At 46.7% G+C, this 21,581-nt stretch carries 22 protein-coding genes; 21 read left to right on the forward strand and 1 reads right to left on the reverse strand.

What is annotated here, in order from left to right; genetic code table 11:
- Positions 1 to 34 precede the first annotated feature (34 nt).
- The 20 genes from fabF (at position 35) to T3H97_RS09850 (ending at position 20,144) form a co-directional block, all read left to right on the forward strand.
- Positions 35 to 1,273: a beta-ketoacyl-ACP synthase II gene (gene fabF, locus T3H97_RS09755; protein WP_061832008.1), complete on the forward strand. Its 1,239-nt coding sequence runs from the start codon at positions 35 to 37 to the stop codon at positions 1,271 to 1,273.
- A gap of 12 nt (positions 1,274 to 1,285) precedes the next feature.
- Complete coding sequence (gene rnc / locus T3H97_RS09760) at positions 1,286 to 1,984, forward strand: ribonuclease III (RefSeq protein WP_013309856.1); 699 nt, start codon at positions 1,286 to 1,288, stop codon at positions 1,982 to 1,984.
- 256 nt (positions 1,985 to 2,240) lie between these two features.
- The gene (gene smc, locus T3H97_RS09765) at positions 2,241 to 5,810 is read left to right on the forward strand and encodes a chromosome segregation protein SMC (protein ID WP_328802410.1); all 3,570 of its coding nucleotides are present in this window, start codon (positions 2,241 to 2,243) and stop codon (positions 5,808 to 5,810) included.
- 38 nt (positions 5,811 to 5,848) lie between these two features.
- On the forward strand, positions 5,849 to 6,865 hold the full coding sequence (gene ftsY, locus T3H97_RS09770; RefSeq protein ID WP_328802411.1) for a signal recognition particle-docking protein FtsY: 1,017 nt from the start codon (positions 5,849 to 5,851) through the stop codon (positions 6,863 to 6,865).
- A gap of 162 nt (positions 6,866 to 7,027) precedes the next feature.
- On the forward strand, positions 7,028 to 7,678 hold the full coding sequence (trhA, locus tag T3H97_RS09775; RefSeq protein WP_013309859.1) for a PAQR family membrane homeostasis protein TrhA: 651 nt from the start codon (positions 7,028 to 7,030) through the stop codon (positions 7,676 to 7,678).
- A 166-nt stretch (positions 7,679 to 7,844) separates the two neighbouring features.
- On the forward strand, positions 7,845 to 8,213 hold the full coding sequence (locus T3H97_RS09780; protein ID WP_023988169.1) for a putative DNA-binding protein: 369 nt from the start codon (positions 7,845 to 7,847) through the stop codon (positions 8,211 to 8,213).
- 51 nt (positions 8,214 to 8,264) lie between these two features.
- Positions 8,265 to 9,641 carry a signal recognition particle protein gene (ffh, locus tag T3H97_RS09785; protein WP_061832003.1) on the forward strand — a complete coding sequence of 459 codons (1,377 nt, stop codon included), beginning with the start codon at positions 8,265 to 8,267 and terminating at the stop codon, positions 9,639 to 9,641.
- Between the two features lie 67 nt (positions 9,642 to 9,708).
- Positions 9,709 to 9,981 (forward strand): 30S ribosomal protein S16, encoded by a 273-nt coding sequence (gene rpsP / locus T3H97_RS09790; protein WP_013309862.1) that lies wholly within the window; start codon positions 9,709 to 9,711, stop codon positions 9,979 to 9,981.
- Positions 9,982 to 10,004: 23 nt separating this feature from the next.
- Positions 10,005 to 10,235, forward strand: coding sequence for a KH domain-containing protein (locus tag T3H97_RS09795; protein ID WP_013309863.1), 231 nt, complete (start codon positions 10,005 to 10,007; stop codon positions 10,233 to 10,235).
- A gap of 97 nt (positions 10,236 to 10,332) precedes the next feature.
- Complete coding sequence (gene rimM, locus T3H97_RS09800; RefSeq protein WP_069291714.1) at positions 10,333 to 10,848, forward strand: ribosome maturation factor RimM; 516 nt, start codon at positions 10,333 to 10,335, stop codon at positions 10,846 to 10,848.
- Positions 10,848 to 11,666, forward strand: a complete 819-nt coding sequence (gene trmD, locus T3H97_RS09805; RefSeq protein WP_328802412.1) for a tRNA (guanosine(37)-N1)-methyltransferase TrmD — start codon at positions 10,848 to 10,850, stop codon at positions 11,664 to 11,666. Before rimM ends, trmD begins: the two co-directional genes overlap by 1 nt.
- 224 nt (positions 11,667 to 11,890) lie before the next feature.
- Entirely contained in the window at positions 11,891 to 12,235 is a 345-nt protein-coding gene (gene rplS, locus T3H97_RS09810; RefSeq protein WP_010346403.1) for a 50S ribosomal protein L19, read from the forward strand.
- 101 nt (positions 12,236 to 12,336) lie between these two features.
- Complete coding sequence (gene lepB / locus T3H97_RS09815; RefSeq protein WP_025721709.1) at positions 12,337 to 12,963, forward strand: signal peptidase I; 627 nt, start codon at positions 12,337 to 12,339, stop codon at positions 12,961 to 12,963.
- 86 nt (positions 12,964 to 13,049) lie between these two features.
- Positions 13,050 to 13,910 carry a ribosome biogenesis GTPase YlqF gene (gene ylqF, locus T3H97_RS09820; protein WP_023988173.1) on the forward strand — a complete coding sequence of 287 codons (861 nt, stop codon included), beginning with the start codon at positions 13,050 to 13,052 and terminating at the stop codon, positions 13,908 to 13,910.
- Positions 13,911 to 14,118: 208 nt separating this feature from the next.
- Positions 14,119 to 14,766, forward strand: coding sequence for a ribonuclease HII (locus tag T3H97_RS09825; RefSeq protein WP_274485010.1), 648 nt, complete (start codon positions 14,119 to 14,121; stop codon positions 14,764 to 14,766).
- 90 nt (positions 14,767 to 14,856) lie between these two features.
- Complete coding sequence (locus tag T3H97_RS09830) at positions 14,857 to 16,974, forward strand: DNA ligase (RefSeq protein WP_328802413.1); 2,118 nt, start codon at positions 14,857 to 14,859, stop codon at positions 16,972 to 16,974.
- The gene (locus T3H97_RS09835) at positions 16,971 to 17,270 is read left to right on the forward strand and encodes an EscU/YscU/HrcU family type III secretion system export apparatus switch protein (RefSeq protein ID WP_013309870.1); all 300 of its coding nucleotides are present in this window, start codon (positions 16,971 to 16,973) and stop codon (positions 17,268 to 17,270) included. Before T3H97_RS09830 ends, T3H97_RS09835 begins: the two co-directional genes overlap by 4 nt.
- The gene (locus tag T3H97_RS09840; protein ID WP_328802414.1) at positions 17,270 to 17,653 is read left to right on the forward strand and encodes a YraN family protein; all 384 of its coding nucleotides are present in this window, start codon (positions 17,270 to 17,272) and stop codon (positions 17,651 to 17,653) included. The genes T3H97_RS09835 and T3H97_RS09840 overlap by 1 nt, the downstream gene beginning before the upstream one ends.
- A 155-nt stretch (positions 17,654 to 17,808) precedes the next feature.
- Positions 17,809 to 18,360, forward strand: coding sequence for a nitroreductase family protein (locus tag T3H97_RS09845; RefSeq protein ID WP_134904001.1), 552 nt, complete (start codon positions 17,809 to 17,811; stop codon positions 18,358 to 18,360).
- Between the two features lie 164 nt (positions 18,361 to 18,524).
- The gene (locus T3H97_RS09850) at positions 18,525 to 20,144 is read left to right on the forward strand and encodes a YifB family Mg chelatase-like AAA ATPase (RefSeq protein WP_328802415.1); all 1,620 of its coding nucleotides are present in this window, start codon (positions 18,525 to 18,527) and stop codon (positions 20,142 to 20,144) included.
- A gap of 374 nt (positions 20,145 to 20,518) precedes the next feature.
- Here the strand turns inward: T3H97_RS09850 and T3H97_RS09855 are convergent, their stop codons facing one another.
- A complete protein-coding gene (locus T3H97_RS09855) occupies positions 20,519 to 20,947 on the reverse strand; it encodes an organic hydroperoxide resistance protein (protein ID WP_103047887.1) in 429 nt (142 codons plus the stop codon).
- 147 nt (positions 20,948 to 21,094) lie between these two features.
- Between T3H97_RS09855 and T3H97_RS09860 the strand changes: the two genes are divergently transcribed.
- Positions 21,095 to 21,565 carry a MarR family winged helix-turn-helix transcriptional regulator gene (locus T3H97_RS09860; protein ID WP_023988180.1) on the forward strand — a complete coding sequence of 157 codons (471 nt, stop codon included), beginning with the start codon at positions 21,095 to 21,097 and terminating at the stop codon, positions 21,563 to 21,565.
- Positions 21,566 to 21,581: the final 16 nt, after the last annotated feature.

The raw sequence follows: 21,581 nt of genomic DNA on the forward strand, positions 1-21,581 counted from the left end.
ATACAATATGCAGTAGACATAGAGGTGATTATCTTTGAAACAACGTGTTGTCATAACAGGAATGGGTGTAATCACTTCGCTGGGACAGGATTTGAACACACTATGGGATAATCTGATGGCTGGAAAATCCGGCGTCAGTGAAATCGAAGCTTTCGATACAAGTGAGTACACTACGAAAATAGCCGCTTCCATTAAAGATTTTAATCCAGAGGATTATATTGAACGTAAGGATGCGCGTAAAATGGACCGCTTTGTGCAGTTTGCGGTTGCTGCTAGTAAATTGGCGCTTGAGGACAGCGGACTTGTAATCGGAGAAAATGCGGACGCTGAGCGTGTTGGTGTATCTGTCGGTTCCGGTATTGGCGGATTGGGAACTTGGGAAGACCAGCACAACGCACTGATTGAAAAAGGACCTAAACGCGTAAGCCCTTTCTTCATCCCGATGATGATTGCTAATATGGGTTCCGGTCAAGTGTCGATTTCACTCGGTGCTAAAGGCCCTAATACATCACCAGTTACGGCTTGTGCCACAGGCAGTCATGCTATTGGCGATTCCTTCCGCATGATTCAGCGTGGTGACGCAGACGCCATGATTTGCGGAGGAGCTGAGGCGACTATTCGTCCGATTGGTATGGCTGGATTTTGTTCCATGAGAGCGATGTCCACGCGTAATGACGAGCCTCAAAAGGCAAGTCGTCCTTTTGATACCGAAAGAGACGGGTTTGTTATGGGCGAAGGCTCCGGTGTTCTTATTCTAGAATCGTTGGATCATGCTTTGAAGCGTGGTGCGCGTATTTACGGTGAAGTGATTGGCTACGGTCTTTCTGGTGATGCCCATCATATGACGGAGCCTGATCCAGAGGGAGCAGCACGCTGCATTAGAATGGCGATCCGTGATGCTGGATTGAATCCTGAAGAGATTGATTATATCAATGCACATGGTACGTCTACGCCAGTCGGTGATAAATCCGAAACGGAAGCAGTTAAGAAAACGCTTGGAGAGCATGCCTATAAGGTAGCGATCAGCTCAACCAAGTCGATGACAGGGCATTTATTGGGTGCAGCGGGCGGCGTTGAAGCTGTGATCTGTGGTCTCGCCCTTCAGCATCAGACGATTCCGCCAACGATTAATTTGGATAATCAAGACCCGGCATGCGATCTTGATTATGTACCTAATAAGCCGAGAAAAGCGGAACTGAATGTGGTTATGTCCAATTCCTTTGGTTTTGGCGGTCACAATGCTACGGTTATTCTAAAAAAATATGAAGCATAAGGGGTCAGTTCGTTGAGTGGAGACTTGAAGCAATTACAGCAGAAACTTCATATTCAATTCAACAATCGGCAGCTTCTGAAGCAGGCCTTTACGCACGCTTCCTACGTAAACGAACATCGGTTCAGTCAGCATGCAGACAATGAGCGTCTTGAATTTTTAGGTGACGCTGTTCTGGAACTGACGGTGTCCGAGCAATTGTACAATCAGTACCCTAACCGACCCGAAGGCGAACTCACCAAGCTGCGTGCAGCTATTGTCTGTGAACCTTCTCTGGTGAAGTTTGCTGTCGGGCTTGAGTTCGGGCAATATGTACTGCTTGGAAAAGGTGAAGAGTTGACAGGTGGACGTACTCGTCCGGCTCTGTTGGCTGATGTATTCGAAGCATTCGTAGGTGCGCTTTATTTGGATCAGGGTCTGGAGGCAGTCCGTTCGTTTCTGGAACGTTATATTTTTCCTCAAATTGTATTAAACGGTAAACTTCAGATGAGTGATTTCAAAACAGAGCTTCAGGAACTGACGCAGCATCATAACATGGGGATGCTTGAATACAAGATTGTAGAGGAGCGCGGACCAGCCCATGAGCGCGAGTTTGTAGCCGAGGTATATATGGACAGCGAACGGCTAGGGGCAGGTACGGGGCGCTCCAAAAAAGAAGCTGAGCAGCAAGCGGCGGCAGTAGCTTTAAACCGTTTGAAGCTGGCAGAATCGTAATCGGTACCTGAGCAGCCCGGACGGGTTACGCAAGCAAGGGGCACAAAGTAAGAGCAAAGGGCAGTCCGCGGGGAGTCCCGGCCCGTAATGGCGAATGGACTGCGTTTTGCTCTTTTTTCGTGGCTTTGCTGGTGTAATGTGAGTGTCGGTACTGTGCTTTATACAAGCTAGTTTATGCTACAATAGGGATAATTCATATCAATCAGGTATACGGTGTTGTACAAGCATATTTGAAATGTTAGAGGTGAGATTGAGCATGTTTTTAAAGCGCATTGAGCTGGCGGGCTTCAAATCGTTTGCAGATAAAACGGAAATGGAATTTGTCCGCGGCATTACGGCAGTCGTCGGGCCCAACGGAAGCGGAAAAAGTAATATTTCCGACGGGATTCGTTGGGTGCTTGGCGAACAGAGTGCCAAATCACTGCGTGGCGGCAAAATGGAGGACATTATTTTTGCGGGTAGTGATGCTCGTAAGGCTGTTAATTACGGTGAAGTTTCGCTTACGTTGGATAATGAAGATCAGGCGTTGCCTCTGGATTTTGGTGAGGTCACGGTAACGCGACGTGTACATCGAAGTGGGGATAGTGAATATTTCATTAATCGGCAATCATGCAGACTCCGAGATATTACAGAGCTGTTTATGGATACAGGCATTGGTAAAGAAGCTTATTCAATTATTGGGCAGGGACGCATTGAAGAAATTCTGAGTACCCGATCTGAGGATCGTCGAGGTATTTTTGAGGAAGCTTCGGGTATCGTAAAATATAAATCGCGTAAAAAAGATGCGGTTCGCAAGCTGGATGAAACGGAGCAAAATTTGCTGCGTATTCACGATTTGGTTAGTGAACTGGAGGATCAGATTGGACCGCTTAAGGAGCAGTCTGAAAAAGCGATTCATTTTAAAGAGCTGCGCGGTGAATTGAAATCAAAAGAAATTTCAATGTACGTCCATCAAATTGAACAAATTCATACTTCGTGGAGCGATGCGACTTCTAAACTAGCATTGTTGCAGCAGGAGCAGCTTCAGTTGTCTACGGTGGTGTCCCGCCACGATGCGATGCTGGAAAGCGATCGCAACGAATTGCGCCAGCTGGAAGAGCAAGTAGAGCAGTTGCAAAGGGATCTGCTGCAATACAGTGAAGCGACGGAGAAAAGTGAAGGCTACGGCGAATTGCTCAAAGAGCGCACACGCAATCTGGAGGCTAATCGGGAACAATTGATCTTATCACTTAGCACAAGTGAATCACGGCATTCCGAGCGCAGGAGTGAACTGGATCAGCTGAACGAAAAACTGTCTGCACTGAATGTAGAGCTTGACGAGTTGCGTGTGCGGCTGTCTGACGAAGAGGCCAAACTGATTGGTGTTACAGGCGGAATCAGCCAGGAGCAGGAAGAAAGCCTAAAGGGTGGTCTGCTGGAACTGATGAATCAGATGGCGCAGGCGCGTAACGAAATCCGTTATACAGACCAACAGAAGGAAGCATTGGAACGGCGTGTGACTCGCGTAAGTGACGAATCCGGCAAATGGGAAGCCCAGAAAGTACAACTTGAACAGCGCAAAAAGGGATTGGAAGCTGCGGTTCAGAAGCTGGGGCAGGAAATCAGTAGTTTGCGTAGTGGCTATATTCAGGGAAGTGAAAAGTATCAAGCCCTGCAAAAATTACTGGAAGAAAACCAGGGTACCGTTCGTAAATGGGAACAAAAACGTGAGGCTCAAATTTCACGACGAGATACAATGAAGGAAATGCAGGATGACTTTGACGGCTTCATGCTTGGAGTTAAAGAGGTATTGAAGGCTGCACGAAAAGATACTTTGCACGGTGTGCATGGAGCGGTAGCGGAGCTGATTCGGGTGCCTGAGCATTTAGAGCAGGCGATGGAAACCGCTTTGGGTGCTTCAGTTCAGCATATCGTGATGGAAAATGAATCCGTATCCAGACAGGCGATCAGTTTTCTAAAGCAACGTCAACTGGGCAGAGCGACATTTTTGCCTATGGATGTTATCCGCCCGCGTCAAATCGGCGCAGGAGAACGCCAAATTGCAGAAGGAGCCGAAGGCTTTGTCGGGATCGGTGCAGATCTTGTTCAGTATGATGATCGATATGCCGGAATTGTAGGCAGTCTCTTGGGGAATGTGGTCATTGCCCGTACGTTGGAAGATGCAAACCGTATTGCGGCTCGTTGCCAATATAGATACCGCGTGGTCACTTTGGAAGGCGATGTTGTCAATGCAGGGGGTTCCATGACTGGGGGAAGCCAGTTCAAGAAAAATGCTAATCTGCTTGGACGGAAACGTCAGCTGGATCAGTTGGATCAGGACATTGTAGATACGGAGCAGCAAATTGCAAGGTTGCGTCAGAGTGCAATAGATACCAAACGCCAGTTGGAGGAGACACAGACCCGTCTGGACGAGTTGCGCCAGGGCGGCGATGTGAAGCGCGGTGAAGAGCAGCAGATGGCAATGGAACTCAAGCAACTGGAGCATGAACTTCGTCATGTTCTGGAGCAGGTCGCTGCATCTGGTCAGGAGAAAAAGGGCTTTGATCAGGAAATCAAGGAGCTGGAAACTTCCCGTGAAGAAGCGTTGGTAAAGTTGGCTGCGCTGGAGGAAGAAGAAAAGAAAACGCATCAGGCCATTCACGCTGCTGAATTTGCCCGTAAAGCCAACGAATCTGCCAAAGAGCAGCTGCAGGGAGAGCTTACGAATCTCAAGGTAAGAGAAGGAAAGCTGGACCAAGAGCGCTTTTCTTTGGAAGAGCAGTTGCGCAGATTGCGTGGGGATTATGATACTCTTGGTAAGGATTCGAGACAAAACAAAACCTTGCTTGCTTCCATCGAAGCAGATTTGCTGACCAATGAGCAGGAGACCGTGAAACAGATTGAAAATCTCAATCAATACCGTTTGAAAAAGGAAGAAGCCGCACAGCAACTGGAATTCAAGCGGGCTGCACGTAGCAGCTTGTCCAAAAAGCTTGAAGTGGCTGAGAACGACACGAAAGAACAGCGGATTCAGCTCAAGTCAGTGGAGGAGTTGCTTCGTCAAACGGAAATTGGAGTAAATCGTCTTGATGTGGAACTGGAAAACGTTCTGAAAAAATTAAGTGATGATTATGAACTCAGCTATGAGTTAGCCAAGCAGCGTTACCCTATACCAGAAGATATTGAAGGTACGCAGAGCGAGGTAGAGAGGCTCAAACGGGGTATTTCCGCGTTGGGTGAGGTGAATCTGGGCGCCATTGAAGAATACCAGCGTGTGCATGAGCGTTATACGTTTCTTGATGAGCAAAAGTCTGATTTGGTGGAGGCCAAGACAACGCTCTATCAAGTTATTCGTGAAATGGATGATGAAATGTCCAAACGCTTTAAGACTACGTTCGATGCTATTCGGCGCGAATTTGGAACGGTATTCTCCAAGCTGTTCGGAGGCGGACGTGCTGATCTCGTGCTGCTTGACCCGGAACGCTTGCTGGAGACGGGGATCGACATCGTAGCTCAGCCACCGGGCAAAAAATTGCAAAACTTACAGCTACTGTCGGGCGGTGAGCGTGCGTTAACAGCGATGGCGTTATTATTTGCCATTTTACACGTTAAACCTGTTCCATTCTGTGTACTCGATGAAGTAGAGGCTGCACTGGACGAAGCAAACGTGGTGCGTTTTGCCCAGTATTTACGAGAATTCTCGGAGCAGACACAGTTCATTGTAGTCACACACCGCAAGGGCACAATGGAAGAATCAGATGTGCTGTACGGGGTTACGATGGAGGAAGGCGGGGTTTCCAAACTCGTATCTGTCAAGCTGGACAACGATGAAGCTGAGATTGCCTGACATTAAATAACATACTTTCAGACCAACGGAGGGAATCCATGAGTTTCTTTAGGAAATTGAAGGAAAGCATTGCAAACAAAACTGAATCTGTCACAAAACAGTTCAAAGATGGTTTGGAAAAAACACGTAAAGGTTTTGTTGAAAAAGTAACGGACTTAATGATTCGCCGAAAAAAGATTGATGAGGAATTTTATGAGGAACTGGAAGAAATTCTGATCGGAGCGGACGTAGGCGTCAACACGGTTATGAACCTCATTGAAGACCTGCGAGAAGAAGTGAAAAAGCGCAAAATCGAGGACGCATCCGAGTTACAGCCTGTATTGTCGGAAAAGCTGTCCGAGTTGCTGCGGGGTAATGACAATAGTCAGCTCAAAATGAGTCCTGACGGGATTACAGTCATTTTATTCGTGGGAGTCAATGGCGTCGGCAAAACGACAACCATTGGCAAGTTAGCTCACCGTTTTAAACAAGAGGGCAAAAAAGTATTGTTGGCTGCTGGGGATACGTTCCGGGCGGGTGCGATTGAACAGTTGGAGGTATGGGGCGAACGGGCAGGTGTAGAGGTTATTAAGCAGCAATCTGGTTCCGATCCGGCTGCGGTTATGTTTGATGCCGTACAGGCTGCCAAGCAGCGTCAAGTGGATGTTTTGTTGTGTGATACCGCAGGACGTCTTCAGAATAAAAGCAATCTAATGGAGGAACTGAACAAAATTTTCCGTGTGATTCAACGCGAAATTCCAGATGCTCCTCATGAAGTGTTGTTGGTACTTGATGCGACGACTGGACAAAATGCACTTAACCAAGCCAAGCTGTTTGGTGAGAAAAGCGGTGTAACCGGACTGGTACTAACGAAGTTGGATGGTACAGCGAAGGGCGGGATTGTTGTGGCCATCCGTCAGGAGCTGAATTTGCCTGTTAAGCTGGTGGGCTTAGGTGAAAAAGTGAATGATCTTCAGCCGTTTGATTCCGAGCAATTCGTTCATGCGTTGTTTGCGGGGTTGATTCAGGAAGAGACGGTCGAAGCAACTGCTGCAGGCGAGGAAGAACAGAACTGATACGTTTAAAGTAGGCCTTCATGCCACGTTTGGGACTAAGTAGCCATCCTGTTGCTGCTCAAGCTCGCCCAGATGTATAATGAAAGCAAGAGGTCTGTCGATGCCGTATATGTAATGTATCTTGTATGTAAAATATAAATAAGGAAGCCGGGTGAAAAACCGATGGCAAACACCTATACCTACTCCCGACGGGAAGAAGTAGCCAACGCCATTACACATGGAATTGGAGCCGTTTTAAGCGTGGCAGCGCTTGTGTTACTCATTGTTTTTGCTAGCTTGAAAGGAACCACTTGGCATGTCGTCAGCTTTACGATTTACGGGATTACGATGTTGCTGTTGTACACCAATTCAACGTTGCTTCATAGCCTGCGTGAAGGGAAAATGAAGGATTTGTTCGAAATATTCGATCATTCTTGCATTTACCTGTTCATTGCAGGTAGCTATACCCCGTTTATGCTCGTTGCACTGCGAGGTACTCTGGGATGGACATTGTTTGGAGTGATTTGGGGGATTGCACTGTTTGGTGTGTTGTTCAAGGCGTTCTTCACCAAGCGCTTCCTGTTTATGTCTACCGTGTTTTACATTGTGATGGGCTGGCTCATCACCATTGCCTGGAATCCTCTGGTTGCGACTGTTCCCGCCGGAGGGATGACGTTATTGTTCGTAGGTGGTCTTATGTATACGTTGGGCACAATTTTCTATGTGTGGCGGGCATTTCCATATCACCATGCGATCTGGCATCTGTTTGTTTTGGCAGGCAGCATACTTCATTTTCTGGCTGTTCTGCTGTATCTTACTCCAGTAAGGGTTTAAGTAACAGTGGGCAAAAAGCCGATCCGTACTTCCGTTTAAGGGCAGTGGATCGGCTTTTTTTTGTATGACAAGGGATAACGCTTGACATCTTCTTTTCTTTTATGTATCATAAGGAACGTTGAAAAGAACTGTAAAGTGTTTTTCCTTGACGATGGAGGTATACAAGATGAGTCAGGAGAATCGGCTGGAAAAGACAAACCGGATTAACCGACTGTTTGACTTCTATGAACCTCTGCTTACAGAGAAGCAACAGATGTTTTTAAAATATTACTTCCATGATGATTTTTCTTTAGGGGAAATTGCATCGGAATTTCAAATTAGCCGTCAGGCAGTATATGAACATATTAAACGTGCCGAACAGGTATTGGAAATGTACGAGGAAAAGCTTGGTTTGCTAAGTAAGTATGAGCGTAGAATCCAAGATCTCGAAGAATTAAATAAGACGTTGTATGAGGCATTCGGTAAAATCGGTGAGTCCGATGAAGGCACTCTGCAACATGTCCATCAAATTGTAAATCGCCTGCAGGAATTGTAGGACATATAGATTAAGAACAAACAACCCTGGTAGACAAGGAGGTGCGAAAGTATGGCATTTGAAGGATTATCGACTCGCTTGCAAAATGTATTCAGTAAACTGCGCGGTAAAGGAAAAGTGTCTGAGGATGATGTAGCTCAGGCGATGCGTGAAGTACGATTAGCTTTGCTTGAGGCGGACGTTAACTTCAAGGTTGTAAAGGACTTTATTGCCAAGGTAAAGGAGAAATCCGTTGGTAAGGAAGTGATGGACAGCTTTACGCCAGGCATGGTCATTATCGACATCGTGAACAAGGAACTGACCGAGTTGATGGGTGGCAGTCAGGCCAAGCTTGCCAAAGCAAACAAACCGCCTACGGTCATTATGATGGTGGGTCTCCAGGGCGCAGGTAAGACGACGACGTCTGGTAAACTGGCGAAATTGCTGCAAAAGCAAAATCATCGTCCATTGCTTGTAGCTGGTGATATTTATAGACCAGCCGCGATCAAGCAACTTCAGGTTCTTGGGGAGCAGATTAATACTCCTGTATTTACACTGGGAGATCAGACAAGCCCGGTAGAAATTGCGAAACAGGGTTTGCAGCATGCTAAGGATAATGGTAATGACTACGTTATTATAGATACTGCGGGTCGTCTTCATGTTGATGAAGAGCTCATGGAAGAGTTGCGCCAGATTCACACCAACGTCAACCCGGATGAAGTTCTACTGGTTGTAGATAGCATGACGGGGCAGGACGCGGTTAACGTTGCGGAGCACTTTAATAATAGCCTGGAGTTAACGGGAGTTGTACTGACGAAGCTGGATGGTGACACTCGTGGTGGTGCAGCTTTATCGGTTAAGGCTGTGACTGGATGTCCGATTAAGTTTGCTACATTGGGTGAAAAGCTGGATGCGATGGAGCCGTTTCATCCTGAACGGATGGCTTCACGGATTTTAGGCATGGGTGACATGTTGTCCCTGATTGAAAAAGCGCAGTCCAATATCGACGCCGATAAGGCGAAGGAAATGGAACGGAAAATGCGTAATGCCGAGTTTACTTTTGAAGATTTTCTGGAGCAAATGGATCAAGTTAAGAAGCTTGGCCCAATCGACCAGATTCTTGATATGATTCCCGGTATGGGCAACATGAAGCAAATGAAAGATATCAAAGTGGATGACAAACAGATGGGCCGGATTGAGGCTATCGTTCATTCTATGACCACACAGGAAAAGCAAAACCCAGACATGATTAATCATAGCCGACGCAAACGTATTTCTGTAGGCAGTGGAACATCACTGGCTGAGGTAAATCGTCTGATAAAGCAATTTGACGAAATGCGTCGTATGATGAAGCAGTTCTCAGATATGATGGGACCTAAGGGTGGCAAAAACAAGGCTATGAAGCAGTTGAAGAGTATGGGTAAAGGTATGAAGTTTCCTTTCCGCTAAGGCCAATAGGCCCTTGGAATTATGGGATAACAATATACAGTCTACTTTTTGAAGGAGGTGAATTTTCGTGGCAGTTCGTATTCGTCTGAAACGTATGGGTGCACATAAAGCTCCTTTCTATCGCGTCGTGGTATCTGATTCTCGTTCCCCGCGTGACGGTCGTTTTATCGAAGAAATCGGTTACTACAACCCAATCACAGTACCAGCGGTTGTAAAAATTGATGAAGATAAAGCGCTGAAATGGTTGCAAGATGGTGCACAAGCATCCGACACAGTCCGTAACTTGCTTAGCAAAGCGGGCGTAATGAAAAAGTTTCATGAGTCTAAACTACAGAAATAAGGTGCTGATACGGAGGGTCAACCATGGAAGAATTAGTGATAATCATTGCTAAGGCTTTAGTCGATCATCCGGAAGATGTAACCGTGAAGACCTTGGAGAAGGATCGGCTTGTTGTATATGAGCTTAGTGTGCATCCTGAGGATGTAGGCAAAATCATTGGTAAGCAGGGTCGTATCGCCAAGGCGCTTCGCACTGTGGTTGCATCAGCAGCCGTTAAGATGGATAAACGGGTTACCGTAGACATCATATCTTAAAGATATACGAAAGTGGGTTAGGATGTATGTCCTAACCCTTTTTCGTACATGATGAAGATGATATGGAGCGGGACCGATTACAAGCAGGAGGAACACGATGCAACAATTGTTTAATGTCGGAAAAATTGTGAACACCCATGGAATCCGTGGGGAGCTTAAAATATTAACGACGACAGATTTCCCAGAGGATCGCTTTGCTAAAGGTAGTGAACTTTTGATTGTTCCGGCTGAAGGTAAAGCCCCGATTCCCGTAACTATTGAAACAGCGCGTTTTCAAAAAAATATGGTTGTTGCTAAATTTAAGGAATATCACAATATCAATGAAGTTGAAAAATATAAAGGTACTTTGTTGAAGGTATCTGCTGAGCGGTTAGGCGAATTGGAAGAAAATGAATTCTATTTTCATGAAGTAGTCGGCATGGAAGTAGTGACCGAAGACGGAAATGAGCTCGGCGTGGTCAAAGAAATTTTGACTCCGGGAGCCAATGATGTATGGGTAGTCAAAATGCCTAAAGGCAAGGAACTGCTATTGCCGTATATAGAGGATGTTATTTTGGATGTAAACGTGCGCGAAAAACGGGTTACGGTACGGTTGATGGAAGGTCTGCTGTAATGCGGGTAGATGTGCTGACCCTGTTTCCAGAGATGTTTGATGGAGTGTTTAATGCAAGCATTCTGGGAAAAGCAAGGGATAAGGGAATTGTATCACTGCAAGCGGTTAATTTTCGTCAGTATGCCGGCAACAAGCATGGACAAGTGGATGATACGCCCTATGGTGGTGGGGGCGGCATGGTTTTGAAGCCTGACCCTATTTTTGCTGCCGTGGAAGCGCTGTTGGATAAATCAGAGGAATCAACATTAGAGACTGCCGATGAAGTTATCCAACATGAAGGGGTAGAACGTAACACAGACATAAAATCTCCGCGTATCATTTTGATGTGTCCACAAGGCGAGACTTTTACGCAAAAGAAAGCGGAAGAGCTGGCCAAAGAGGACCATCTTATTTTTATATGCGGGCATTATGAGGGTTATGATGAGCGTATTCGAGAGCATTTGGTGACGGATGAGCTTTCTATCGGAGACTATGTGTTGACTGGTGGTGAGCTTCCAGCCATGACCGTCATTGACAGTGTGACACGGTTGCTACCAGGAGTGCTGGGGAACGAAACGAGTGCGGTAACGGACTCGTTTAGTACCGGGCTGCTGGAGTACCCCCATTATACCCGGCCTGCGGAGTTTCGGGGCTGGAAAGTTCCTGATGTACTCCTGTCAGGGCATCACGTCAATATTGATTCTTGGAGACGACAAGAGGCGTTACGTCGTACGATGGAACGCCGACCGGATCTGTTGGAACAAGCTGAATTGACAGGCAAGGAGCGCGTGTGGATTGAGGAGCAGTGCAAAGCTGACGGTTTGGAGGAAAAGCAATAAAGCGCTTTAGACATGAGTGGATTTGAAAGCAGGCAGTGACCTGTTTTATAATGGAGTCAATTAAATAATGTTTGGTCAAATCCCTTTTTGTTGTTGCAATGCGGTATCCTCCATGATACAATACATCTGTTGTGTGTAATACGGTGGTCCTCTGTGGATAATGAAGGAAACGGTTGTGTTTCCAGAAGAAGCATGAACACCTGTACGGAAGGAGGGAGTCATAGATGAATATCGTCCAAGCGATCACTGAAGAACAACTGCGTAAAGATTTGCCTAACTTTCGTCCTGGTGACACTTTGAAAGTGCACGTGAAAGTTATTGAGGGAACTCGTGAGCGTATCCAGTTGTTTGAAGGTGTTGTAATTAAACGCCGTGGTGGTGGAATCAGTGAGACTTTTACAGTTCGTAAAATTTCTTACGGTGTAGGTGTGGAAAGAACTTTCCCGCTTCATTCCCCAAAAATCGATAAAATCGACGTGGCTCGCCGTGGTAAAGTGCGTCGTGCGAAGCTTTATTATCTTCGTGAACTGCGCGGTAAAGCAGCGAGAATTAAAGAAATTCGTCGTTAATACAACGAATAACGAAAGGGGCTTGGTTACAAGCTCCTTTCGTTTTTTCTACGTACATAGGGAACTGTGGATTATTGACCGTAAAGAGAGGACAGTGAGCTATGGAGCAAGAAGTAGGACAAGGAGCTGTACAGCAGCCAACTGATCAGGATGGTACGCCCAAGCGTAAACCAAAAAATGAGATTTTTGAGTGGCTCAAGGCCATCATTATTGCGTTAGTGCTTGTCTTTTTAATCCGCTGGCTTCTCTTTAAGCCGTTTATTGTGGATGGCCCGTCGATGCAGCCTAACTTTCATACCGGAGAACGCGTCATTGTGAATGAGATTTTGTATGATTTCCGTGCCCCTAAACCAGGGGAAGTGATCGTGTTTCATGTGCCGGAGGAAGGAAGAGACTTTATCAAACGCGTCATTGCCGTTGAAGGAGATACGGTCAAGGTAGAAGGTGACACGATTACAGTAAATGGTAAGCCGATTCAGGAATCTTACCTGAAAGCTCCTTTGGAAGAAGCGCATCAAAATGGCGAGCTTTACAACAAGTTTACAAATTTTCCAAATGAGAAGTTTAAGGATGGAAAAGTTCCGGCGGGGCATATTTTTGTAATGGGAGATAACCGTTCCAATAGTACAGACAGTCGGATGATTGGATATATTGATTTGAAGGAAGTCGTGGGTCGGGCTGACGTTATTTTCTGGCCGGCGAAAGATATGCAGTGGATTAACCACTAGAATAACTAATAAGCAGCATAGCTGCCGTAATCCTAACTAAGAGCCTAAGGGTAAAAGTAGGAGTTACGATCAATGGGGTGATGACGGTGACGATTCAATGGTTTCCTGGTCATATGACCAGAGCTCGCCGCCAAATTGAAGCGAAATTAAAGTTAATTGATTTAGTTATTGAGCTGATTGATGCTCGATTGCCGCTCTCCAGCCGAAATCCAATGATTGATGATATTTTGCAAGGCAAGCCGCGAATGATTATTTTGAATAAAGCAGATTTGGCGGACCCGGTAGTATCACAGCAATGGATTGCCTACTTTAAGGAGCAGGGACATGTGGCCTTACCAGTGGATGCCACAACTGGAACAGGACTAAAAGAAATTCCGATTCAGGCCAAACTGCTGCTTAAGGAAAAGATAGATCGGCAGATTAGGAAGGGAATGAACCCGCGTCCTATGCGTGGATTGATTGTTGGTATTCCGAATGTCGGTAAATCGACACTGATCAACCGAATGGCGGGACGTAATATTGCAGCTACGGGTGACCGTCCAGGGGTAACGAAGGCACAGCAGTGGATCAAGATTGGAGAAATTGAATTGCTGGATACACCAGGGATTCTATGGCCTAAATTTGAGGATCAGAATGTAGGCTATCGTCTGGCAGTTACAGGTGCGATCAAGGAAGAAATTCTGAATGTCGAGGATATTGCCTTTTTTGCGACTAAATATTTGGTTCAGTACTATTGGGATGCACTGGCAGAGCGCTTTGAGCTCACCGAACGTCCTGAAGATACAGAAAATCCTGATGAAATTGTCAACGTTATGGAAGCGATCGGACGTAAACGTGGCTGTATTGTTAGCGGCGGACGTGTGGATCTCGAAAAGGCGTCAAAAATCATTTTGCGTGAGCTGCGTGCAGGGAAGCTGGGACGATTCAGTTTGGAAGCTCCTTACTGATTTTACTGGTACACCGATACAGAATATAGCATTTTGTGGCAAGGAAGAACCTTCCCCATCTCTCCGGAGAGGAGGAAGGTTTTTTGGCATTTGAAGGCAGTTAGAAAAGGGTTTTGGACGATGAAGGTCTGTGGTAAGCTGAATTCAATCGCTAGAGCTACGGCATGAATGACGCGTTAAACTACATATAGATGGGCAGGTATTGAATATGGAAGATAAAGAGATTGTAGTGAAGGACATGCTACATTATGAAAAAAAATGCTGGGAGCAGTCTTGTGAGCGGATTGCAGGGATTGACGAGGTAGGTCGTGGATGCCTGTTTGGAGATGTTGTGGCCGCAGCAGTCATTTTACCAGTGGGTGAGTTACTGGAAGGTGTGGATGATTCCAAAAAATTGTCGGACAAGAAGAGAGAAGCATACTACGAGCTGATTATGGAGAAGGCCATTTCTGTAGGAGTTGGCTATGTAGATGCGCAAACGATTGATGATATTAATATTAAGCAAGCAGCTCGTTTGGCTATGAAGCAGGCTATTGAGGCTTTACATGTGTCTCCTGATTATTTACTGGTGGATGCAGAAAAGGTAGATGTGCCTATTCCTCAACTCTCTATTATTAAAGGAGATGCCAACAGTCAGTCTATTGCGGCAGCCTCTATCATCGCCAAGGTAACCCGTGATCGGCTGTGCAAAGGTGAATGGGATGCGAAGTATCCGGAATATGGGATCGGTATACATAAAGGTTACGCTACCAAGTTACACAGGGAACAAATTTTGGCGCTAGGACCTACAAAGATGCATAGACGCAGCTTTCTGGGCAATTTGTTGACGGAGCAACCGACGCTGTTTGATCTGTAGTTACTTATTATGAATCGGCACAATGCCGATATAAAGTATAACTAATACCATAAGCCCCTTTGAATGGGGGAGAGTGAGAGGAGGGGCGATATGAACATCGGATCTGTATTTCGTGGATTACTTGGAGATGTGAAGGCTGGAGAGGCTAAAAAGCTCGATATGCAGCCAGGCCAGGTCGTACGAGGAGTCGTGCTAAAGGTGTCTGAGGACGGCGGCGAGGCTGTGTTGCAAATACAAGGTTCTCAGGTCAGGGCAAAGCTGGAGACCCCTCTTCAACCTGGACAGACTACAACGTTTCAGGTTCAACCGGCTTCCCCCAGTGGAATGACGGTGCTTAAGCCTCTGAACGATGTGGCCAATACACCACAGCAAACCGTAGCGCTGACAGATGTATTGGAATCGGTGGGACTACCGGATACAGCTCAGAACAGGGAGCTTATACAGGCAATGCAAAAGAATGGTGTGCCGTTGACATCTGAAAATGCGGCTTCTTTGCGAGAAGCTATGGCGAAGCAAAGCGGCAATGTACAATTGGGAACGTTTGTGCAGGCGGCGGCAGTTGCCTTTCAGCGGGGACTTCCATTGACGGCAGAAAGCATAAACGGATTGCGTCAAGCGATGTTTGGGCCTCCTTTAAATGATCTGTTGTCTTCGCTGGAGCAAGAGCTTGAAACGATATTAAAACAGCAAGGACAGGGAATATCCACTGAACGCTCAGTGGGGGAATTAACAGCTATAAAGAGCGCTGATCGAATGTCTGCTAGTCCAACAGGTGCTTCTTTCGGGGGGGTAGTAGATGGGCAGGAAGGCCGAACTCCTATATTGTCCAAGGATGCTTCTACCGCTGCAAAGCAGGCAGAAGCTGGACAAACCACAGGCGGTAAGGAATTGTTAAAAGGGACTCAAGCAGCCAACCTTGCTGCTGCAGTGAGTGAAGCGAGTGCTTTGGCAACAGATTCAGATACTGCGACGGGGGCTACATCTGTAGCCAAAGGGACTGCTTCAGGAGAAGCGGAGGCAGTCAATGGACGCGGAGCGACAGTGGCATCGGAAGCTAGCGTAAATGCTCCAGAAGCGAGTGCTGATGCATTAAATGGTCCCCGCACCAGAGTGGAGCATTCACAGTCACAGCAAGCCACTGCGACAAGCACACAGCTTAAGGATGCCGATGGCGCTCCAGCGGCTGCCACGGCAGAACCTGCGGGGGCAAAGACAGCCTTAACCGCGGCCACGGCTGACCGTCCCACCGCACAGCAGGCTGGTGCCCCTGTGCCGCAATCCACAGCAGGTAACACTGCTGCGCCAGAGGTGCCGCTCCAGCGGCTGCGCACGTTGCTGCAGGAGCTACGCGCGGCGGTGCCGCCCGCACTGAGCACGGCTGCGCCAGAGCCGCCCGCAGCGGAAGTGGCGCAGCCAACGGCTGGCGCCTCGCGGGCCGCAGACGCCGCTGCATCGCAGCCTGCGGCGTCCAGCCCGCAGCTCACCCCCTCGGAGGACCCGTGGGTGGGCCGCGTACTGAAGCTGCTCGGTGCAGAGCACGAGCAGCAAGTACACCGCGCGACTACACAGGTCGCGCAAGGGGCGGCGGCACGTATGGAGCCGCCAGAGGGAATGCCCCAGACGCTGCCGGGATTAGCGGCTGCGTCTGGGGACACGGTGTCAGCAGACGCAGACACCGTAAAAGGGGCGCTGCTCCAGCTGATGAGCAGTGACGATCTGCCGCCCGCTTTGAAAGAGGCGGCTCAGCAGGTTGTACAGCACCTGACAGGTCAGCAGTTGCTACTCAATACAGACCGAACGGCGCCTTTTGCACAAGTACACATGTTTATCCCGTTCGTTGGACCGGACGGTCGTGAAACAGCTACGATCCAGATTCAGTCCCGCCGCGGCAAACGGGGAGAGCTGGACGCCTCCAACTGTCGTCTTTGGTTTGATTTGGACATGAAGGGGCTTGGACCGACCCTGGTAGATGTCCAGGTTGTAGATCGGATTGTAAGTGTCAAGCTCCATAATGATCATGAATGGGCGGCTTCGTTGTTAACCAGTGGGCGTGAGTCCATTCACACAGCGTTGGAGTCACTAGGATACCAACTTCTATCGCTTCGTACCGAGCCTATGCCCATAAGGACTGAACAGAACAGTCTCGCCTCTTCTGAAGTAGAAAGCTATGTGCCTCAGCCGTATAAAGGAGTCGATCTTAAAATATGAAAGAGCCGTTGGAACCTCCTTCTCCTTCCATAAAGAAGGCGGTCGCCCTTAAATATACGCCTGGTGAGAGCGAAGCACCGATTGTCGTTGCCAAAGGGAGCGGCCGTGTTGCGGATAGCATTTTAGAAAAAGCTAAAGAACATGGTGTTCCAGTACAGGAGGATGCTGCGCTGGTTGAAGTACTATCCAAACTCGATTTGGACGAACAAATTCCTGCTGAGCTCTATCAGTTGGTGGCAGAGGTGCTTACCTATATATATCAAATGGATCGGCTTGCATCAGGGGATGACTGGTGATGTCGAATGAAATGAAGGCTGGCGGCAAGGATCAACGGAAAGCCAAAGGAGCGATGGGCGAAGAGGCAGCGGCTTTGTTTTTAGAAAACTTGAGTTTCCGTATCATAGAGCGTAATTGGAGATGCCGCAGTGGTGAAATAGATCTGATTGCCAAGCAGGAGCATACATTCGTGTTTATTGAGGTACGTAGTCGAAGTAGCTCCAAATATGGAACGCCAGCAGAATCAGTTAATGCGCGTAAAATAGCCCAAGTTCGCCAAACAGCCGCTGTATATTTGCATATGAACAGGATTGGAGATGCTCCAATCCGCTTTGACATGATTTCTGTACAATTAACTGACGAAAAGGCAGTTGTTACGGACCATTTAATAGGCGCATTTTAAAAGAGTAAGAGCTTTTTCAAAGGTAAGAGTGCGGGACTGAATCCATATGTGTAGGTTGACAGGAAGGAAAGCTACAGGTATATTTTATTGAGAATAGTTATCATTTTCATCTTAAAATGAATATCTAGAAGTTGTACCTGTGAAGGAGGATTTACGTGACAAAGCATACCTTTAGTGAACATGTCATAGATGTAATTCAGGAACGCCGGACGATTAAACGATTTAAATCCGACTCCATTCCGGTAGATACGATCAAAGAACTGCTCGACGTCGCTGTGTGGGCTCCTAATCATAAAATGCGTGAACCGTGGCGTTTTCTGTTATTTGCTGGTGAAGGACGGAAAAAGCTTGCAAAAGCAATTGCAGCCGATATCGGTAAGGACAACAAGTTTGAGAGCGGCATTTTGCACAACCCGATCCAGCTTTTAGTAGTGATGGAAGAAGATCCGCGTCAAGCGGTTTGGGATGAGGATTTTGCAGCGGTCAGTGCGCTTGTACAAAACTTTATGCTTGCCGCATGGAGCAAAGGAATTGGAACGTTTTGGGTGACAAAGCCATTTTTGTATTCGCCTAAGTTCCGTGAGCACTTGGGAATTCAACCGGGTGAGAAGGTAATAGGAATGATATATGCAGGCTATCCTGACGTTATCCCAGAATCAAGACCACGTACTCCGGCAGCCGATAAGCTGACCTTGTTTGACAAATAATCTGTCGTCAGATAAACTTAGTCAAGAATTTTTGAAGGCATGGTTCGGAGTTAAAATTTCGAACATCACATTTGCAAAGAATGAAAATTTGGAAGCACCTTTTTTCATATATGCAATGATTCCCGAGAGGGAGCATTCCAATATGAGGAGAGGTGCTTTTTGATATGTATGGAAAATTACACGGAGCTTGTTTGTATGGAATAGATGGCGTTCTGATTGAAGTTGAGACTGATTTGTCCAATGGCTTGCCTCAGACGGCGATTATAGGCTTGCCGGATTCGGCGATTCGAGAGGCAGTGGAGCGTGTCAGAGCAGCAATCAAAAACTGTGGCTTTAAATATCCGTCCCAGCGTGTCACGATTAATTTAGCTCCTGCTGATTTGCGTAAGGAAGGTTCATCTTTTGACCTTGCTATCGCTTTAGGGTTGCTGACAACCAGTGAACAGGTCGTTTTACCCGTGGGAGAACGGACGCTGTTTATTGGTGAGCTGGCGCTGGATGGCAGTATTCGCCCTGTGAATGGGGTACTGTCCATGGTTGATCTGGCCAAGCGTGAAGGATTCAACTCCGTGCTGCTTCCCCAGGAAAACGCAAGCGAGGCTCGTCTGATTACGGGTATACGTATTTACGCTATACGTCATCTAGCAGATCTTATTCCGATTGAAGATCGTGCACAAGGCACTGTTGATAGCCCAGCGACAAATCCGGGTTGTACTGCCAGTAAACAAGTCATGATCTGTTCCTATGACCATTTACCTCAAGCAGAGCATATACGGTTGTGTGAAAAAGAAGAGATAACTAGCAACATGGAGGATTACAGCGATGTGTTGGGTCAGCTGCACGCCAAGCGTGCGTTAGTCATCGCTGCAGCCGGAATGCATAATATCCTGCTTATGGGACCGCCGGGGGCTGGGAAAACAATGCTCATCCGCAGGTTGCCATCTATCCTTCCGCCTTTGACTGAAAAGGAGGCGCTTGAAGTCACCAAAGTATACAGCGCTGCCGGGAAGTGGAAGGAGTCATCGCCTCATCTGATGAATATTCGTCCCTTCCGTTCGCCTCATCATACGATCTCTGCTGCTGGTTTGGTGGGTGGGGGAGGTATACCCAAACCAGGAGAAATCAGTCTTGCACACCGGGGAATTTTATTTCTGGATGAGTTGCCTGAGTTTAGCCGTCATGTACTAGAAGTGCTGCGTCAACCTTTGGAAGACCACAATGTTACGATCAGTCGTTCACGTGCAGTTTTTAAGTATCCGGCGCATTTCTTACTTGCTGCCTCTTTAAATCCGTGTCATTGTGGCTTTTTCGGAAATGACACGGAACATCAGCGCTGTACCTGTTCACCTGCAGCAGTAGCCCGCTACCGTTCACGTATTTCTGGTCCACTGCTGGATCGGATTGATCTTCAGCTTGAAGTATCGCAACCGAAGGATTGGCGGGAGGAAAAAGAATCATTGTCGTCCGTTGAAATGCGAAGACAGGTGCTGGCTGCTCAAGCGATACAAATCCACAGATATAGCAAGCTTCCCTTTTCATGGAATAGTGAGCTGTCCGGTCAGATGCTTCGTAAATATGCTGTATTAGAAAAAAATGCAGCGGAGTTGCTTGATCAAACAATGGACGCACTCGGTTTAAGCATGCGTGCGTATGATCGAATTCTCAAGCTTTCGCGTACCATTGCAGACTTACATGACTCGGAGAAAATTTTGACTTCACATGTGGCTGAAGCTATTCAATACCGCCACATGGATAGAGCAAATGCCAGTTTTCCTGAAAGTTAAAAAGGCGATAAAACTTAGTAGTTATAACACATTATCTTTATGAAAGAGTTTTTCCAAGGGGTATGTACAATAGAAAGTGGAAAAAAGAGCAAAAAAAAGCTCCAGGCAAAAAGACCTGGAGAAGAAAAATAAGATTATGACAATAGTGATTATACTATGAGTATATCATTTTCGTATATACGATTATGCATCATCTTCCATGTTACTTGATGGAAAAAAACAAACAGTCTTTAAGGAATGGATAGCTCAAAGGATAATAAACCCCTCGACCAAAACGGTCGAGGGGCTTGTTGTGAACTTTATTCTAACGAAACTATTGAATTCATGAAGAGAGATGAAGATGGCCCCCCTACATATGCTAAAGAAAATCTACGTTACAAAACGTTCAGTTTCACTTCAATATTACCGCGGGTAGCGCGGGAGTATGGACATTGTTCGTGTGCGCCTTCCACCAGTTTTACTGCAGTTTCATGATCGACGCCTTTTACCAGTACGTCGAGACTTACTCCGATTCCGAAGCCGCCGTCTTCCACTTTTCCGAAATGGACCGTAGCTGTTACTTCAGTACCTTCATGCTTAACACGTTGCATGCGAGCAACCATATTTAAGGCACTGTCAAAGCAAGCGGAATAGCCTGCTGCGAACAATTGCTCTGGATTCGTACCTGCACCGCCTGCGCCGCCCATTTCTTTTGGGGTATCAATATCTAAACGAAGTTCAGGGGAAGAAGACTCGATATAACCGTTACGTCCACCAACCGCTTTTACTGTTGTTTCATACATTTTTTGTTGAATGGTCATCATAATCCAATCACTGCCTCTCGCTCAACTTATATTTTACACAATTTAATTTATCAAAATAATTATTGTTTGTAAAGTGTTTTGTGCAATTAGCATGTATTTTATTATATAATGTGCTAAAATAATGACGAAAGTAGGTGATCAGACAGCATGGAAAACAATCCTAATGAAGGTACAGCGTTGAAACTTGATAATCAGTTATGCTTTGCCATATATGCATGCTCCAGAGAGATTACGAAGCTATACCAGCCTTATCTGGAAAAGCTCGGTGTGACGTACTCGCAATATTTGGTACTTATCGTGCTCTGGGAGCGTGAAGAATGTACAGTGAAGGAATTGGGGGAGGCACTATATTTGGACTCCGGCACACTAACTCCGCTATTGAAGAGATTGCAGAACGCCGGGCTTATCGATCGAAAGCGTTCCACTCAAGATGAGCGTAAGGTGCTGATTTCTTTGACGACAGAGGGAAGCGCATTACGGGAAAAAGCTCTGTCTGTACCAGGATGCATCCAGGAAAAAACAAGTATGACTCATGATCAATTTGGGTCGCTTCTGCTCCAGTTCAATGATCTGCTCGATCGTGTTCATCAAGCTAATGTACAAATTGAAAAATCATAAGGTATCTTCAGTTGCT

Origin of the sequence: Paenibacillus sp. LX16 (assembly GCF_036252815.1) — a bacterium.
Lineage (GTDB): Bacteria > Bacillota > Bacilli > Paenibacillales > Paenibacillaceae > Paenibacillus > Paenibacillus polymyxa_B.

Bases quoted from the DNA above. Each gene is read 5' to 3' on its own strand.
- smc (WP_328802410.1), top strand. From the start codon at position 2,241: ATGTTTTTAAAGCGCATTGAGCTGGCGGGCTTCAAATCGTTTGCAGAT.
- ftsY (WP_328802411.1), top strand. From the start codon at position 5,849: ATGAGTTTCTTTAGGAAATTGAAGGAAAGCATTGCAAACAAAACTGAA.
- trhA (WP_013309859.1), top strand. From the start codon at position 7,028: ATGGCAAACACCTATACCTACTCCCGACGGGAAGAAGTAGCCAACGCC.
- T3H97_RS09780 (WP_023988169.1), top strand. From the start codon at position 7,845: ATGAGTCAGGAGAATCGGCTGGAAAAGACAAACCGGATTAACCGACTG.
- ffh (WP_061832003.1), top strand. From the start codon at position 8,265: ATGGCATTTGAAGGATTATCGACTCGCTTGCAAAATGTATTCAGTAAA.
- T3H97_RS09795 (WP_013309863.1), top strand. From the start codon at position 10,005: ATGGAAGAATTAGTGATAATCATTGCTAAGGCTTTAGTCGATCATCCG.
- rimM (WP_069291714.1), top strand. From the start codon at position 10,333: ATGCAACAATTGTTTAATGTCGGAAAAATTGTGAACACCCATGGAATC.
- trmD (WP_328802412.1), top strand. From the start codon at position 10,848: ATGCGGGTAGATGTGCTGACCCTGTTTCCAGAGATGTTTGATGGAGTG.
- rplS (WP_010346403.1), top strand. From the start codon at position 11,891: ATGAATATCGTCCAAGCGATCACTGAAGAACAACTGCGTAAAGATTTG.
- lepB (WP_025721709.1), top strand. From the start codon at position 12,337: ATGGAGCAAGAAGTAGGACAAGGAGCTGTACAGCAGCCAACTGATCAG.
- T3H97_RS09825 (WP_274485010.1), top strand. From the start codon at position 14,119: ATGGAAGATAAAGAGATTGTAGTGAAGGACATGCTACATTATGAAAAA.
- T3H97_RS09830 (WP_328802413.1), top strand. From the start codon at position 14,857: ATGAACATCGGATCTGTATTTCGTGGATTACTTGGAGATGTGAAGGCT.
- T3H97_RS09835 (WP_013309870.1), top strand. From the start codon at position 16,971: ATGAAAGAGCCGTTGGAACCTCCTTCTCCTTCCATAAAGAAGGCGGTC.
- T3H97_RS09840 (WP_328802414.1), top strand. From the start codon at position 17,270: ATGTCGAATGAAATGAAGGCTGGCGGCAAGGATCAACGGAAAGCCAAA.
- T3H97_RS09850 (WP_328802415.1), top strand. From the start codon at position 18,525: ATGTATGGAAAATTACACGGAGCTTGTTTGTATGGAATAGATGGCGTT.
- T3H97_RS09855 (WP_103047887.1), bottom strand. From the start codon at position 20,947: ATGATGACCATTCAACAAAAAATGTATGAAACAACAGTAAAAGCGGTT.
- T3H97_RS09860 (WP_023988180.1), top strand. From the start codon at position 21,095: ATGGAAAACAATCCTAATGAAGGTACAGCGTTGAAACTTGATAATCAG.